Source organism: Streptomyces sp. NPDC051217, assembly GCF_044455465.1.
In the GTDB taxonomy this organism is placed as follows: Bacteria; Actinomycetota; Actinomycetes; order Streptomycetales; family Streptomycetaceae; genus Streptomyces.
Genome location: NZ_JBITEV010000011.1, coordinates 96,189 through 111,212 on the forward strand (window position 1 = coordinate 96,189; position 15,024 = coordinate 111,212).

16 protein-coding genes are annotated in these 15,024 nt (G+C 69.3%); 12 read left to right on the plus strand and 4 right to left on the minus strand.

Annotation, left to right across the window (positions count from 1 at the left end; genetic code table 11):
* Nucleotides 1-93 precede the first annotated feature (93 nt).
* The 3 genes from mshA (at nucleotide 94) to ACIBBB_RS24035 (ending at nucleotide 3,837) form a co-directional block, all read left to right on the plus strand.
* Entirely contained in the window at nucleotides 94-1,437 is a 1,344-nt protein-coding gene (gene mshA, locus ACIBBB_RS24025) for a D-inositol-3-phosphate glycosyltransferase (protein ID WP_398985225.1), read from the plus strand.
* A complete protein-coding gene (locus ACIBBB_RS24030; protein WP_398985227.1) occupies nucleotides 1,430-2,029 on the plus strand; it encodes a YbjN domain-containing protein in 600 nt (199 codons plus the stop codon). The genes mshA and ACIBBB_RS24030 overlap by 8 nt, the downstream gene beginning before the upstream one ends.
* Before the next feature lie 101 nt (nucleotides 2,030-2,130).
* Nucleotides 2,131-3,837 (plus strand): glycosyl hydrolase family 28-related protein, encoded by a 1,707-nt coding sequence (locus ACIBBB_RS24035; RefSeq protein WP_398985229.1) that lies wholly within the window; start codon nucleotides 2,131-2,133, stop codon nucleotides 3,835-3,837.
* Between the two features lie 4 nt (nucleotides 3,838-3,841).
* Here ACIBBB_RS24035 and ACIBBB_RS24040 read toward each other — a convergent pair whose 3' ends face one another.
* On the minus strand, nucleotides 3,842-5,242 hold the full coding sequence (locus tag ACIBBB_RS24040; protein WP_398985231.1) for an MDR family MFS transporter: 1,401 nt from the start codon (nucleotides 5,240-5,242) through the stop codon (nucleotides 3,842-3,844).
* Nucleotides 5,243-5,400: 158 nt separating this feature from the next.
* Here ACIBBB_RS24040 and ACIBBB_RS24045 point away from each other — a divergent pair, with 158 nt between their 5' ends.
* The 3 genes from ACIBBB_RS24045 (at nucleotide 5,401) to ACIBBB_RS24055 (ending at nucleotide 7,206) form a co-directional block, all read left to right on the plus strand.
* The gene (locus tag ACIBBB_RS24045) at nucleotides 5,401-6,162 is read left to right on the plus strand and encodes a phosphoglyceromutase (RefSeq protein WP_398985233.1); all 762 of its coding nucleotides are present in this window, start codon (nucleotides 5,401-5,403) and stop codon (nucleotides 6,160-6,162) included.
* Between the two features lie 208 nt (nucleotides 6,163-6,370).
* On the plus strand, nucleotides 6,371-6,886 hold the full coding sequence (locus tag ACIBBB_RS24050) for a DUF6232 family protein (RefSeq protein ID WP_398985235.1): 516 nt from the start codon (nucleotides 6,371-6,373) through the stop codon (nucleotides 6,884-6,886).
* The gene (locus ACIBBB_RS24055; protein ID WP_398985238.1) at nucleotides 6,883-7,206 is read left to right on the plus strand and encodes a hypothetical protein; all 324 of its coding nucleotides are present in this window, start codon (nucleotides 6,883-6,885) and stop codon (nucleotides 7,204-7,206) included. Before ACIBBB_RS24050 ends, ACIBBB_RS24055 begins: the two co-directional genes overlap by 4 nt.
* Before the next feature lie 75 nt (nucleotides 7,207-7,281).
* On the opposite strand, the gene ACIBBB_RS24060 is transcribed toward ACIBBB_RS24055, so the two are convergent.
* Nucleotides 7,282-7,431, minus strand: a complete 150-nt coding sequence (locus tag ACIBBB_RS24060) for a hypothetical protein (protein ID WP_398985240.1) — start codon at nucleotides 7,429-7,431, stop codon at nucleotides 7,282-7,284.
* A 219-nt stretch (nucleotides 7,432-7,650) separates the two neighbouring features.
* Nucleotides 7,651-8,331 (minus strand): phosphate signaling complex protein PhoU, encoded by a 681-nt coding sequence (phoU, locus tag ACIBBB_RS24065; RefSeq protein ID WP_398985242.1) that lies wholly within the window; start codon nucleotides 8,329-8,331, stop codon nucleotides 7,651-7,653.
* Nucleotides 8,332-8,612: 281 nt separating this feature from the next.
* Between phoU and ACIBBB_RS24070 the strand changes: the two genes are divergently transcribed.
* Entirely contained in the window at nucleotides 8,613-9,872 is a 1,260-nt protein-coding gene (locus ACIBBB_RS24070; protein ID WP_189110520.1) for a cell wall metabolism sensor histidine kinase WalK, read from the plus strand.
* On the plus strand, nucleotides 9,869-10,549 hold the full coding sequence (locus ACIBBB_RS24075) for a response regulator transcription factor (protein WP_189110519.1): 681 nt from the start codon (nucleotides 9,869-9,871) through the stop codon (nucleotides 10,547-10,549). Before ACIBBB_RS24070 ends, ACIBBB_RS24075 begins: the two co-directional genes overlap by 4 nt.
* A gap of 192 nt (nucleotides 10,550-10,741) precedes the next feature.
* Here ACIBBB_RS24075 and ACIBBB_RS24080 read toward each other — a convergent pair whose 3' ends face one another.
* Nucleotides 10,742-11,515: a DUF461 domain-containing protein gene (locus ACIBBB_RS24080; RefSeq protein ID WP_398985244.1), complete on the minus strand. Its 774-nt coding sequence runs from the start codon at nucleotides 11,513-11,515 to the stop codon at nucleotides 10,742-10,744.
* 657 nt (nucleotides 11,516-12,172) lie between these two features.
* Here ACIBBB_RS24080 and ACIBBB_RS24085 point away from each other — a divergent pair.
* The 4 genes from ACIBBB_RS24085 to ACIBBB_RS24100 all read left to right on the plus strand — a co-directional run bounded on the left by ACIBBB_RS24085 (nucleotide 12,173) and on the right by ACIBBB_RS24100 (nucleotide 14,951).
* Entirely contained in the window at nucleotides 12,173-12,655 is a 483-nt protein-coding gene (locus ACIBBB_RS24085; RefSeq protein WP_003953493.1) for a CarD family transcriptional regulator, read from the plus strand.
* Nucleotides 12,656-13,132: 477 nt separating this feature from the next.
* Nucleotides 13,133-13,879 carry a 2-C-methyl-D-erythritol 4-phosphate cytidylyltransferase gene (gene ispD / locus ACIBBB_RS24090; RefSeq protein WP_398985246.1) on the plus strand — a complete coding sequence of 249 codons (747 nt, stop codon included), beginning with the start codon at nucleotides 13,133-13,135 and terminating at the stop codon, nucleotides 13,877-13,879.
* The gene (ispF, locus tag ACIBBB_RS24095; RefSeq protein ID WP_398985249.1) at nucleotides 13,869-14,402 is read left to right on the plus strand and encodes a 2-C-methyl-D-erythritol 2,4-cyclodiphosphate synthase; all 534 of its coding nucleotides are present in this window, start codon (nucleotides 13,869-13,871) and stop codon (nucleotides 14,400-14,402) included. Before ispD ends, ispF begins: the two co-directional genes overlap by 11 nt.
* Nucleotides 14,403-14,543: 141 nt before the next feature.
* On the plus strand, nucleotides 14,544-14,951 hold the full coding sequence (locus tag ACIBBB_RS24100) for a PPOX class F420-dependent oxidoreductase (RefSeq protein ID WP_398985251.1): 408 nt from the start codon (nucleotides 14,544-14,546) through the stop codon (nucleotides 14,949-14,951).
* Nucleotides 14,952-15,024: the final 73 nt, after the last annotated feature.

Below are 15,024 nucleotides of genomic sequence, written 5' to 3' on the forward strand. Positions count from 1 at the left end.
CCGGAAATGAACTGGGCCCACTCCGGTGTTACGCGGCCATAGAGGGTCCCCCACACCCTCTCCTAGTCATGCTCCGAGCGAGAGGCCGTCGACGTGAGCCAGTACGTGTCCAGGCTTGCCGGCACCCTGGTGTCACCACCCCGGCTCCGGATTACCGGCCATCCCCGCAAACCGCGGCGCGTCGCCATGCTCAGTGTCCACACCTCCCCGCTGCACCAGCCGGGGACGGGCGACGCGGGCGGCATGAACGTCTACATCGTCGAGCTGGCCAAGCGCCTGGCGGCCATCAACATCGAGGTCGAGATCTTCACGCGCTCGACCATCGGCGGGCTTCCCCCGAGCGTCGAGCTGGCGCCGGGCGTGCTCGTACGGCACGTGGACGCCGGTCCGTACGAAGGGCTGGCCAAGGAGGAGCTGCCGGCCCAGCTGTGCGCCTTCACGCACGGCGTGATGCAGGCCTGGGCGGGCCAGCGCCCCGGCTACTACGACCTGGTCCACTCCCACTACTGGCTCTCCGGCCATGTCGGCTGGCTCGCCGCCGAGCGCTGGCGCACGCCGCTCGTCCACGCCATGCACACCATGGCCAAGGTCAAGAACGCCGCGCTCGCCGAAGGCGACACACCCGAGCCCGCGGCCCGCGTCATCGGCGAGACGCAGATCGTGCGCGCCGCCGACCGGCTGATCGCGAACACCTCCGAGGAGGCCGACGAACTCGTCCGCTTCTACGACGCCGAGCCCGGCAAGGTCGCGGTCGTCCACCCCGGCGTGAACCTGGATCTCTTCCGCCCGTCCGACGGCCGCGCGGCGGCGCGCGCCCGCCTCGGGCTGCCGCAGGACGCGTTCGTCCCGCTCTTCGCCGGCCGTATCCAGCCGCTCAAGGCTCCCGATGTCCTGCTGCGCGCCGTGTCCGTCCTTCTGGACCGCGATCCCACCCTCCGTAAGAGGCTGGTCGTTCCGGTCGTGGGCGGCCCGAGCGGCAGCGGTCTGGCACGGCCGGAGGGGCTGCACAAGCTCGCGGCCAGGCTCGGTATCGCCGATGTCGTACGGTTCTGTCCGCCGGTCGGCCAGGAGGCGCTCGCCGACTGGTTCCGCGCGGCGTCCGTGCTGGTCATGCCGTCGTACAGCGAGTCCTTCGGCCTCGTCGCCATCGAGGCGCAGGCGACGGGGACCCCGGTGGTCGCCGCCGCTGTGGGCGGCCTTCCGGTCGCGGTACGCAACGGGAAGACCGGCTTCCTGATCCCCGGGCACGAGCCGGAGGCCTACGCCCAGGCGCTCGCCCGCTACATCGACCGGCCCGAGCTCCTGGAGCGGATGGGGGAGGCGGCCTCGCGGCACGCCCAGTCCTTCGGCTGGGACACGGCGGCGTCGGCGACGGCGGACGTCTACACGGCCGCCGTGCATGATCACCACGGTCGCGTACGCTCGGACCATGGCTGACGAAGCGCGAGCCGAAGCGAGCGGCAGCATCGACGCGAGCAGCGGGAGTACCGACGCGAGCACCGACGCCGCGCCCCCCGCCGACGAGACCGCCCGCGCCACCCACCTCGTCGAGCGCGCCCTGAAGTCCGCCGCGCTCGATTCCGGCCTGGAGTGGGAGAGCCCCGGGCCCGGCTCCTTCGTCGTCACGCTCCCCGGCACCCGCAAGCTCTCCACGATCTGCTCCCTGCGCGTCGGCCGGCACGCCCTCTCCGTCAACGCCTTCGTCGTCCGGCACCCGGACGAGAACGAGCAGGGCGTCCACCGCTGGCTGCTGGAGCGCAACCTCAAGCTGTACGGGGTCGCGTACGCGGTCGACCGGCTCGGCGACATCTACCTCTCCGGCAGGCTGCCGCTGCCCGCCGTCACCGAGGACGAGGTGGACCGGCTGCTCGGGTCCGTGCTCGAAGAGGCCGACGGCTCCTTCAACACCCTTCTGGAGCTGGGGTTCGCGAGCGCGATCCGCAAGGAGTACGCGTGGCGGGTCTCCCGTGGTGAGTCCACGAGGAACCTCGACGCGTTCACGCGTCTGACCCAGCCCTCATCGAGCTGACCGCGACCCCCTGCACGACTCTTCCCTACCTCAGTCGCACCGTGGCATGCTCACGATGACCGCAGACCTGAACTTGGTTCACATATGTGGAGGTTGAGATCGTGGGGAACGTTCGACGGACCATCAGCAGACGAGGTCTGCTCGCCGGTGCCATCGCCGTCGCGGCGGCCGGGGTCGCGGCCACCGGAACGGGTTTCGGTGTCGGCTCGGCGTCCGCGGCGACCCCGCGCCCGGCGGGCGCTCCACGCACCTCCGCGCTCTGGCGTGAGTTCGCCAAGTCGCCCTTCACCCACCCTCAGATCCCCTACGTCGGCCGGGCCGGCCAGCGCGCCGGCTCCGACCGCTTCCCGCGCCCCCGCGTGGTCGCCGACGTCCGCGCGTACGGCGCCAGGAACGACGGCTCCGCCGACGCCGCCCCGGCCATCAACCGTGCCATCGCCGAAGCGGGCAGGCGCGGCGGTGGCACGGTCCTCGTACCCGCGGGTACCTACCGCATCGACGACATCATCCGTATCTCGCACAGCAACGTGGTGCTGCGCGGCGCCGGCAGCAAGCGCACCAAGCTGTACGCCACGAAGAACCTCACCGAGCTGATCGGCCCGTACGGCAGCCGATTCGGCGGCGACAAGTCGAGCTGGTCCTGGGCGGGCGGCCTCATCTGGCTCGCGCCGGAAGCACGGCTCAACTCCCTCATCGAGGCCATCAGGGCCAAGCACTGGCCCTTGGAGGGCTGGACAGGCAACCAACGCACCGAGTTCGAGCCCCTCACCGCCGTCGCACCCGCCCGCCGCGGCGACCGCACGGTGACTGTCGAGGACGCGGCGCGGATCGAGAGCGGCGAGATCGTCCTCTTCCGCGTCGCGGACGACCCCGACCACACGCTCCTGGAGCACATGTCGGGCGGCGGTCCGGCGACGGAGGCGTACGACTGGTCGGACAAGTCGAAGCTGCTGAGTTACGTGCCGTACGAGTGGCCCGTACGCGTCACCTCTGTAAGAGGACGCGAACTCACCCTGGAACGCCCGCTCCCGGTGGACATCCGCCCCGAGTGGAACACCATGATCACCACACTCGTCACGCCGCTCACCGGGTCCGGTGTGGAAGGGCTGACGCTCGAAGCGGTCGAGACGCCGCAGTCGGCGCATCTCCTGGACAAGGGCCACAACGGCGTCACCTTCCAGTGCGCGTACGACTGCTGGGCGGACGATGTCACCGTCCGGCACGCCGACAACAGCTTCGGTCTCGTCGCCGCCTCCGCCTGCACGCTGCGCCGTACGCGTGTGGAGGGGCGCGGCTCGCACCATCCGTACTTCTGCCGCGAGGCCTCGCACGACAACCTCATCGAGGACTTCTTCATCGGCGCGCGGACCGTCCCGGCCCCCGCGGGCACCCAACTGCACGGCATCAACGTCGAGGGGCTCTCCAGCTACAACGTCTGGTCGCGCGGCGTGATGGAGATGGGCACCTTCGACACCCACCGGGGGCTGCCGTTCGCCAACCTCCGTACGGAGATCACCGTCGACAACAACGGGACGCATGGCGGCGACGCCTCCGCCGGACCGCTCTACGGGGCCCGGTTCACCCACTGGAACATCACGGTGCTCAACGAGCGCGCCGGGCTGGTCAAGATCGACGGGATCGCGCCGTACAGCGCGACGGCCGGCATCAGCGAGGTGCGCGAGTTCGGGCAGATCGATGTGCCGGACTTCCAGGGCGAGTTGAACACGCGGCTGGAGTCGTACGGCAGGCCCCAGGACATGCGGCCGGGCAATCTGTACGAGGCGCAGCGCGAGCTCGACGTTCGCTGAGCGCCTACGGAGCGGGCTCCACCGGCTTGACGGACTTCGCCATTTCCACAGGCAGTACGGGCTCAACGGGCGGTACGGGCAGTACGGGTTCCGGCCGCGCCGACGGCGCGCGGTCGGCGCCCGCCACACCCGCCACACCCGAACCGCCCACGTCGCCCACGTCGACGGATGCGACAGAGCCGACAGGCTCGCCCTCCCCCAACCCCCTCATCAGCAGCCAGTAACCACCCGCCGCCACTGTCCCCAGCACCGCACACGCGGCCCACAGCCAGTCCGCGCCGTAGTGGTCGATCACGAAGCCGGACATCAGCGGCGCGACGAGCCCGGCCACCGCCCACGACATCGTGTACATGCCCTGGTAGCGGCCCCGCCCGTGGACCGGCGACAGCCGCACCACGAGGCTGGTCTGCGTGGGCGCGTTGATGATCTCCGCCATGCTCCACACGCACACCGCCAGCGCGTAGACCGCCAGCGACCCCGCGAAGGCCGTCAGCCCGAAGCCGTACCCCGCGAGCGCCGAGGAGAGGATCAGCAGCCCGCGGGTGTCCCGGTGCTCGATGTACCGGGTGACCGGGATCTGGAGCGCCACGATCAGCACACCGTTGAACGCGATGATCATCCCGAAGTCGGAGCTGCTGAACCCGTCCGTGCCCATCGCTACCGGCAGCCCCACGAACCCCTGCTGGAAGATCAGCGCCACGATGAACGACAGCACCACCACACTCATGAAGCGGCCGTCCCGCAGCACCGTCCGCATCCCGGTCTCCGGCTGGCTCCTGCCGTCCACGAGGACGCGTTCGGGCCGGGACTCGGGCAGCTTGAGGAAGATCACCACGGCGCAGGCCAGCGTCATCGCCGCCTCACCCAGGAATCCGGCGAGATAGCTGAACTCGGCGATGAAGCCCGCCGCGACCGACGAGATCGCGAACCCCATGTTGATCGCCCAGTAGTTGAGCGAGAAGGCGCGCACCCGGTCCTCGGGCTTCACGATGTCCGCCATCATCGCCTGGACGGCGGGGCGCGAGGCGTTGGAGGTCATGCCGACGAGGAACGCGACGGCGGCGATGGCCGCGGGATCCTGCATGAAACCGAGCAGCGCCACCGAAGCGGCCGTCGACGACTGCGCGATCAGCAGCGTGGGCCGCCGCCCGAGCCGGTCGGTCAGCACGCCCGCGCCGACGGAGGAGATGACCCCGCCGAGGCCGTGGAGCGAGGCGACGAGACCGGCGTACGACGCCGAGTAGCCGCGCTCCATGGTGAGGTACAGCACCATGAAGGTGGCGACGAAGGCGCCGAGCCGGTTGACCAGGGTGCTCGTCCACAGCCACCAGAACTCACGGGGCAGCCCCGAGACGCTCCTTCTGACGCTCTCGCCCGTGGCGCGTCCCAGTCCGGCGATGGACATCGTCGTTCCCCCCGAGGGCCGGCGGGCCGGCCCGTGGGGACCGGCACTGGCGGTGTAAGTGGCCGAGTAGCCAAATGCAACTTACGTACGCGCGTCGCCGAGCCGCCAGTCAATTGACGGCAGGCGTCAGTCGGGAACGTTCGATTAGGCTCGGACCCATGGCCGACGCACCGTACAAGTTGATCCTCCTCCGCCACGGCGAGAGCGAATGGAACGCGAAAAACCTGTTCACCGGCTGGGTGGACGTGAACCTCACGGAAAAGGGCGAGAAGGAGGCCGTGCGCGGCGGTGAGCTGCTGAAGGACGCCGGTCTGCTGCCCGACGTCCTGCACACCTCGCTGCAGAAGCGCGCGATCCGCACCGCCACGCTGGCGCTGGAGTCCGCCGACCGCTCCTGGATCCCCGTCCGCCGCTCCTGGCGCCTGAACGAGCGGCACTACGGCGCGCTCCAGGGCAAGGACAAGGCGCAGACGCTCGCGGAGTTCGGCGAGGAGCAGTTCATGCTCTGGCGCCGCTCGTACGACACCCCGCCGCCGGAGCTGGAGGACGGCGCCGAGTACTCGCAGAGCGACGACCCGCGTTACGCGACGATCCCGCCGGAGCTGCGCCCGCGCACCGAGTGCCTGAAGGACGTCGTGGTCCGCATGCTGCCGTACTGGTACGACGGCATCGTCCCGGACCTGCTGACGGGCCGTACGGTCCTGGTCGCCGCGCACGGCAACAGCCTGCGCGCGCTGGTGAAGCACCTGGACGGCATCTCGGACGGGGACATCGCCGGTCTCAACATCCCCACGGGCATCCCGCTCGCCTACGACCTGGACGCGGAGTTCCGCCCCCTGAAGACGGGCGGCACCTACCTGGACCCGGACGCCGCTGCGGCGGCGATCGAGGCCGTGAAGAATCAGGGCAAGAAGAAGTAGTTTTCGAATAAAGGCCCTTCGTTCGAGCTGTTTTCGCTCGGGCGGAGGGCCTTTTTCATTTCCCGGCAGTCACTTGTGAGAACTCCTGCCCCAAAGGCCGCGCACGGCCGCGACCAGTGAAAATACGCTCCGTCGAGTAAGCCTATTTCCTGGCGGCGGGGGGCCTCGGAGGGGGATCCTGAACCTCCACCGCAGGGGGGTACGCACGATGTCGTACAAGAGCGAGCTCATCCAAGTTCAGGTCAGCCGACGTGTGTTGTGGGTGGGCAGCCAGGCCTATCCGTTGCAGAACATCGCACGCGCGTCGACCCTGGAGACGGTCATCAATCGCGGGGCAGCGATATGGAGCTTCGTCAAAGCCTTTCTGACATGGGGAATTCTGGGTGTCGTCGTTTCGGCTGCGCTCAGCGCCGGCGGTGACGAGACCTCGGGGTACGTGACCTGGGTCGTCGCCATCGTCCTGGCGATCCTCGCCTACAAGGCGTTCCTTCTCATCCGCGTCCTGTCGACGCCCACGCTCTACTCGTTGGTGATCGAGACGGCCGGATCACCCAATCACGCGCTGACCAGTGACGACAGGGATCTGGTCATCCGAATCGTCCACGACATCATGGACGCCATCGACAATGCCGAGGCGGCATTCACCTACAACGTGAAGCACTACCACGGTGATGTGATCAAGCAGATCGGGAACAACAACGTGGGGAAGAAGGCAACGACGTGAACACGAGTAACTACTACGGCGACTCGGTCGAGCAGCACGGCGACGGCAACATCGGCATGATCAAGAATTCGGCGCACGCCGACCCTCAAGTGGCTTTCCGCGAAATGATCGCGGCGGTGCAGGTTCTCCGGGGCCAGGTAAGTCCCGCGGACCGCACGGTCATTGACGATTCCCTGAACGAACTCACCGCGGGCGCGGGGGACGAGAGCCGATTCCGCCGCGCGCTGGCCGCGATCGCCGGAGTGGCGACGGTGGTCGGCGGGGTGGGTGTCCCGGTGGTCGAGGCGGTCCAGCGGGTCGCGGCGTCCCTCACGCAGTAGGACGCGGGAGCCGTTCGTACGTTGCAGGGCCCGGTCCGGGTGGAGGTCCACCACCGGACCGGGCCCTTGTCCTGGTCAGCCGCAGCCGCCCCCGCAGGCGCACGGCCCGCCCGACTGGCAGCCGCAGCCGCAGCCCGAGCCACAGCCGCAGGCGCCGAGGATCGGCAGCCGCGCCCGTTCGAGAGGCGCTTCCTGCTGGGTTTCGGTCATGGGGGACTCGGCCATGGGTTCCTCCTCGAAGGCGTGCATGGGAGTACGGGGTGGGGTCTTCGCCCATTGCATCCCCCCGGTGGCGGGCGCATCAACGGCGCATGCGCGCAGGCGCTCTCCAGTACCACCCCGATACGCCCCCTGCGCCCCCGGCCACGGCCCTCGAAGCCCCGAAGCCCCGGAGCCCCGAAACCGCCCGAAACCCTTGACGCCCGGGAGGTTCGAACCCGGCCGTCAGGCCCCTTCGACCGGCGCCTCCGCCTGCTGGATCTCGTCCGCGTGCTCACCCGTCACCAGGTACACCACGCGCTTGGCCACCGACACCGCGTGGTCGGCGAACCGCTCGTAGTACCGGCCGAGCAGCGTCACGTCCACCGCCGTCTCGATGCCGTGCTTCCACCGGTCGTCCATCAGATGCTGGAACAGCGTGCGGTGCAGCAGGTCCATCTCGTCGTCGTCCTGCTCCAGCTGGAGCGCCAGGTCGACGTCCTTGGTGATGATGACCTCGGCCGCCTTCGCCATCAGCCGCTGCGCGAGCTGCCCCATCTCCAGGATGGTCGCGTGCAGGTCGTGCGGCACGGCGTGGGCCGGGAAGCGGAGCCGCGCCAGCTTGGCGACGTGCTGTGCCAGGTCGCCCGAGCGCTCCAGGTCCGCGCTCATCCGCAGCGACGTGACCACGATCCGCAGATCGGTGGCGACCGGCTGCTGCCGTGCCAGCAGTGCGATGGCCCTGGCCTCCAGGTCGTGCTGGAGGTCGTCGACCTTCTGGTCGGCGGCGATCACGCTCTCGGCGAGCTTCAGATCCGCGTCCAGCATGGACGTGGTGGCGCGCCCGATCGCCGACCCGACCAGACGGGCCATCTCGACCAGGTCCTCGCCGATCGAGTCAAGTTCCTCGTGGTACGCGTCCCGCATGGGATGTCCCTCTCTGGATTTTCGTGCTGGTGGTCCGGGGTGTCCGAGTAGGTGTCATGGCCCCCGAACGACGTCGTCCTTGTCACACGGACCGCCGACGGACCGCCAGGGGGCAGGAAGCTTCCGAGCCCCCTACGGTGCCACGTTCGGCCCGCCAGGAGTCCGGATGCTCCCTCCCAAGTGAACCGGCACTTTCCCCACAGTGAACTCTGGGCGACGAGTGTTCCAGGAGACACCGGTACGGCTGGGAGAGTGTTGCCCACCCCGCATAACCTGGATGCATGGACGTGAACGCGGCAGTCGCCGCATTGGCAGCGATCGCCGGGGCATGTACCGGCGTGATCGCCATGCTGGCGTTCCGCTGGAGCGAGCGCGACCAGGCCAGGCCCACCCGTAGCTCACTGCATACGGAGGCTGGTCTTCCGCCCGGCGTCGACACCGTCCTCTCCGTTCTCCGTTCCTCCGCCGTCGTGCTCGACGAAAGCGACTCGGTGGTCAAGGCCAGCTCCGCCGCGTACGCGCTGGGCCTGGTCAGGGGCGGCAAACTGGCCGTCGACCCGATGCTGCACATGGCGCGTGACACCCGTCGCGACGGTGAGATACGTCAGGTGGAGCTGGATCTGCCCAGGCGTGGCACCGGCCGCGGCGAGGCCCTGGCCGTCTCGGCCCGGGTGGCACCGCTCGGCTCCCGTCTCGTCCTGCTCCTGGTCGAGGACCTCACGGAGGCGCGCAGGATCGAAGCGGTCCGGCGTGACTTCGTGGCGAATGTCAGCCATGAGCTCAAGACCCCCACCGGGGCGCTCTCCCTGCTCTCCGAAGCTGTCATGGACGCTTCGGACGACCCCGAGGCGGTCACCCGCTTCGCCGGCCGTATGCAGATCGAGGCGACCCGGCTCACCAATCTCGTACAGGAACTCATCGACCTCTCGCGGGTGCAGAACGACGACCCGCTGGAGGACGCCGAACCGGTACGTGTGGACGAACTGGTCGCCGAGGCCATCGACAGGTCCCGGCACGCCGCGTCCACGAAGCAGATCACGATGGCTGCCGGCGGCGCCGCCGATCTGCGAGTCTGGGGTAACCGCGGCCAGCTGGCCGCCGCCCTCGGCAATCTCGTCGAGAACGCCGTCAACTACTCCCCGGCCCGCACACGTGTGGGCGTCGCGGCCCGGCATGTGGCCGCGCCCGGCGGGGATCTGATCGAGATAGCCGTCACCGACCAGGGGATCGGCATCTCCGAGAAAGACCGTGAGCGGGTCTTCGAGCGGTTCTACCGCGTCGATCCGGCCCGCTCCCGAGCCACCGGTGGTACGGGCCTCGGCCTGGCCATCGTCAAACACGTGGCCGCCTCGCACGGCGGGGAGGTCACGATGTGGAGCTCCGAAGGCCAGGGCTCCACCTTCACCCTGAGGCTCCCCGAGGCGGGCGCCGGACGGGACCGCACACCCACCGGCCCGGACGAAGTCGCCCAGCGCCGCTTTCACGACGTCAACGATCTTGACCAATCGACTGAGATCCCTGCCCCGGAGGTCCTTCCGTGACCCGAGTGCTCGTCGTCGAGGATGAGGAATCCTTCAGCGACGCCCTTTCCTACATGCTCCGCAAGGAAGGCTTCGAGGTCGCCATCGCGACCACCGGGCCCGCGGGGCTCGACGAGTTCGAACGCAACGGCGCCGATCTCGTCCTCCTCGACCTGATGCTGCCGGGTCTGCCCGGCACCGAGGTGTGCCGCCAGCTGCGCGGCAAGTCCAATGTCCCGGTGATCATGGTGACCGCCAAGGACAGCGAGATCGACAAGGTCGTCGGCCTGGAAATAGGAGCCGACGACTATGTGACCAAGCCTTTCTCCTCGCGGGAGCTGGTGGCGCGCATCCGCGCCGTCCTGCGCCGCAGGGGCGAGCCGGAGGAGGTCGCGCCGGCCGCACTGGAGGCGGGGCCGGTCCGGATGGACGTGGACCGTCACGTCGTGACGGTCTCCGGCGGCAAGGTCGACCTGCCGCTGAAGGAGTTCGACCTCCTGGAGATGCTGCTGCGCAACGCGGGCCGGGTGTTGACCCGTATGCAGCTCATCGACCGGGTGTGGGGCGCGGACTACGTGGGGGACACCAAGACCCTCGACGTCCACGTCAAGCGGCTGCGCGCCAAGATCGAGCCGGACCCGGGGGCGCCCCGGTATCTGGTGACGGTGCGCGGTCTCGGCTACAAGTTCGAGCCGTAAACCGCCCCCAACCCTCCAGTCCCGGGCCCCTGCTTCGATCCGCGTCCGTCGCGGGCGTGAGCGCGGGTCTACGTGTCGCGCGCGCGTGAAGCGGCACATGTACGGCGTTACGCGTATGAGGGCGCCGCACCGGGATGCCCGGTGCGGCGCCCTTACGCGTACGGCTGCGGGTCCGCGACCGCCGGTCCCGCGTCAGTGCTCGGTGTTCGTCGACGCGGACGCGGCGTCCGTCGCCGGGGTGTCTTCCTGGTCGGTGCCCTCGTCCGCGCCCTCGACGGTGCCCTCCTCGGCGTTGCCGCCGGGAGCACCGGTCTCCTCGTCCGTCTCGCCGTCCGCGGGCCCGTCCGTCTCCCCGTCCGAGGGCGAGCCGGACGCGCCGTCGCCGGCGCCACCGGACGGCGTCTCCGAGGGGGATCCGGGCTGCGCCGACTCCTCGCCCTGCGGCGTGGGCAGCGCGCTCGGCCCGAAGTCGGTGAAGGGGCCGGTCGCCGGCACCACGAAGGCATCGAGCGCGACATCGCCGGTGTCGCTGAACTGGAAGACGACCCGCTGGACGTCGCCGTTGCGCGCCCCCTCGTCGCCGCTCTCGATCACGGCCGAGGCGTTGCCCTCGCCGCCGATCAGGACCGAGCCGTTGGCGGGCACGGTGAGCGGGCCCTTGCCCTTCGCCGGGGTGATCTTCACCGTGGCACCGCTGTCCGGCAGCGTGATCGCGTCGAGCGTCTGCTGGGTGCGGCCGTTGTTGAAGACCTTCGCCGTGACGATGGCGGGGCCGTCGTCGGTGGCCTTCGGCTGGGTGACGACCGTGGCGTTCTGGACGGTGATGTCGCCGATCGAGGTCGCGGCGTTGTCAGGTCGGACGCCGAGTGTCTGCGCATCGATGCCGGCACCGCACGCGGCGAGCGAGGCGATCGAGAACGCGATGGCAGACGCGGCGAGGGTGCCGCGTCGAAGGCTGCGGCTCACGGCGGCGGCAACTCCTTGGACGTACGGACAGGCTAATGACGGTCAACGATGGTTCAGCGGGCCCAGGTTACCGAGCCCCCCTCGCGCCTTCGCACCCGACCCGCCCTCAACGGCGCCCGGCACACGGCGGTCCCCGCCGCCCGTCCTTCTCTGCGGAGAACGCAAGTGAGTGGCGAGGACACGTTTAGTACGCCGTTCACATAAGTCCGGTGATCAATTCCCCGACCCGACACACATTCCTTACGAATAGCGCCCGACCGCTTCTGAAACCCATGCCATACGCGGTGCGTTACGCCACTTCATACCCGGCCCGATACGTCTCCGGCGAGGGCCCCGGTGATCAAATTCCGATTGGGTTCACACTTCCGCCCGTACGTGCGACCGACATCCGAACGGAGTAGGGGAAGTTCCGCCCTTGGAACCAGACAAATGGGGACGTTCACCCCCTCGGGACAGGGTTCCGGGTGGTGGAACACGTGTGTTTCCGTGCGGCTTCGTAGCCGCTCCCACCTGCGAATACCCGCTTCCGGAAGCCGCTCGCAGCACGTTCCTATTGCTGTTGTCAAGCCCCGAGAACCGTCCTGACCTGCGAAAACGCCATTCAGAAGAAGCCGTTCCCGTGTTACCCTGGATAGCCACGGAAGGGGTACCTGTCACATGACGTTCAAGGTTGGCGACACCGTGGTCTATCCCCATCACGGGGCCGCGCTGATCGAGGCTATCGAAACTCGTCAGATCAAAGGCGTGGACAAGACCTACTTGGTGCTCAAGGTCGCCCAGGGCGACCTGACGGTTCGTGTCCCCGCGGACAATGCGGAGTTCGTCGGAGTACGCGATGTAGTCGGTCAGGATGGGCTGGACCGGGTCTTCGAGGTGCTGAGGGCGCCGTACGCAGAAGAGCCGACGAACTGGTCCCGGCGCTACAAGGCAAATCTTGAGAAGCTCGCCTCCGGCGATGTCATCAAGGTCGCCGAAGTGGTCCGTGACCTCTGGCGTCGGGAACGAGAGCGTGGACTCTCCGCAGGTGAGAAGCGCATGCTCGCCAAGGCGCGCCAGATCCTGGTGAGCGAGCTGGCTCTCGCGGAGAACACGAACGAGGACAAGGCCGAGGCCCTGCTCGACGAGGTTCTCGCGTCCTGACCGGGGCCTGACCCGGATGTCCCGGCTGCTCCACACGGACGGTGTGTGCGTCAGCGCAGACCTGCCCCGATCAGCAGCCGGGCGTGAACAGGACCACGCATGAATGCCGCGGTGCCCGCTGACCAGCAGTGATTTCCATGTTGCGTCGCCGGGCACTGCGGCATGCCCATTGCTCCGCGCCTGGGAAATCTCACGGGTGGAATCTCTTCAGGGCCCACATTCAACGGTCTCGTCTGGCCCTAAGATCTACTCTCGGCTGTGACACCCCGTCACACCAACCGAATTTCCCGCAGTCCCCGTGTCCGCACTGCATCCGGCACACACGCCTGTGCCGGTTCCTGGTGTGCCGGGCCCGGGGCAGCTGGCGCAGCTGGTCTCAACCAGTGTCACGGAAGGGTCCGGTCAAGGTGCCGCGCCCGGCACGTTTGAGGCCATACCCATGTCGGCCGAGGAAACAAACCTGCCGGAGTGCAACCGATGTCAGACGAATCGAGCCGACACCGCACCGCCGCCGTGATCCCCGCGGCGGGCCGTGGCATACGGCTGGGCCCCGGCGCCCCCAAGGCGCTGCGCGGCCTCGGGGGCACCCCGATGCTGGTCCACGCGGTACGGGCCATGGCGGCCTCCCGCGCCGTCTCCCTCGTGGTCCTGGTGGCCCCGCCCGAGGACACCGCGGCGGTGAGGCTGCTCCTCGACGAGCACTCGCTGCCCACACGCACGGATTACCTCGTCGTGCCCGGCGGCGGGACCCGCCAGGAATCCGTACGGCTCGGCGTGGAGGCCCTGCCGGACGACATCACGACCGTTCTCGTCCACGACGCCGCCAGGCCGCTCGTGCCGGTCGACACCGTGGACGCGGTGGTCGACGCCGTACGGGCCGGCGCGCCCGCCGTCGTACCCGCCCTGCCGCTCACGGACACCGTCAAAGAGGTGGAGCCCGGCGAGAGGGACCAGCCCGAGCCTGTCGTGGCCACCCCTGAGCGCGCTCGGCTGCGCGCCGTACAGACTCCGCAGGGCTTCGACCGGGAGACGCTCGTACGCGCGCATCTGACCGTGCCCCTGGCCGGCCAGGGCGCGACGGACGACGCGGGGCTCGTCGAGCAGCTCGGTGAGCCCGTCGTGGTCGTGCCCGGCCACGAGGAGGCCTTCAAGGTGACCCGGCCGCTGGACCTGCTGCTCGCCGAGGCCGTACTCGCCCGCAGGAGGGCCAACGATGGATTCTGAGTCCGCCGCCGTGCCCGGAGGCACCACGCCACTCGCCGGTCTGCCGCTGATCGGCATCGGTACGGACGTGCACGCCTTCGAGGCCGGGCGTGAGCTGTGGTGCGCCGGCCTGCTGTGGGACGGCCCCGAGAACGACGGCTACGGCCTCGCCGGACACTCCGACGGCGACGTCGCCGCCCACGCCGCCTGCGACGCGCTGTTCTCCGCGGCCGGTGCGGGCGACCTCGGCGCCCACTTCGGGACCTCACGGCCCGAGTGGTCCGGCGCCTCCGGCGTCACCCTCCTCAAGGAGGCGGCCAGGATCGTCCGCGCGGAGGGCTTCGTCATCGGCAACGTCGCCGTCCAGGTCATCGGCGTACGGCCGAAGATCGGCAAGCGGCGCGCCGAAGCGATGAAGGCACTGTCGTTGGCCGTCGGCGCGCCCGTCTCCGTGTCGGGCACGACCACCGACGGGCTCGGGCTGACCGGGCGCGGCGAGGGCCTGGCGGCGATCGCCACGGCACTGCTGGTGCGCGCGGACTGACGCCCGCGCGGACAGACGCGCCGACCCGCCCGCGGGCCGACAGGACCGCGCGGTCCGAAATACCTTGGGTCCGGAGCCGGTTGACGAATCATCGTCGGGTCCGCGTACCTCAGTGGCCCCCTCCGTAGGAAGGCATCACCCATGGCACCCTCCCTTCTCTCCGACGAGCTGAAGAAGCTTCTCGACGGCCCCGTCTTCGTCGCCATCGCCACCATCCAGCCCGACGGCAGCCCCCAGGTCTCCCCGGTATGGGTGAAGCGGGACGGCGAGGACATCCTCGTCTCGACCGCCGCCGGCCGCCGCAAGGCGGAGAACCTGCGCCGCGACCCGAGGGTGACCGTCATGCTCCAGCCCTTCGACGCCCCGTACGCGTACGCGGAGATCCGCGGCTCGGCCACCCTCAGTACAGAGGGCGGACAGGAGCTCATCGACGAGCTGTCGTTGAAGTACACCGGCAAGGTCTACGCCGAGTTCAACCCCGAAGGGGCGGGAGAGGGCCGGCGCGTCATCGTCCGGATCACACCCCGCAAGGTCGTCGGCCGCATCTGACGCCACCGCGCTCCGGCCCTGCGTCCGGCGCCACGCCGCTGTCCGATGACGGACAGCGCCCGGCAGAACGCCC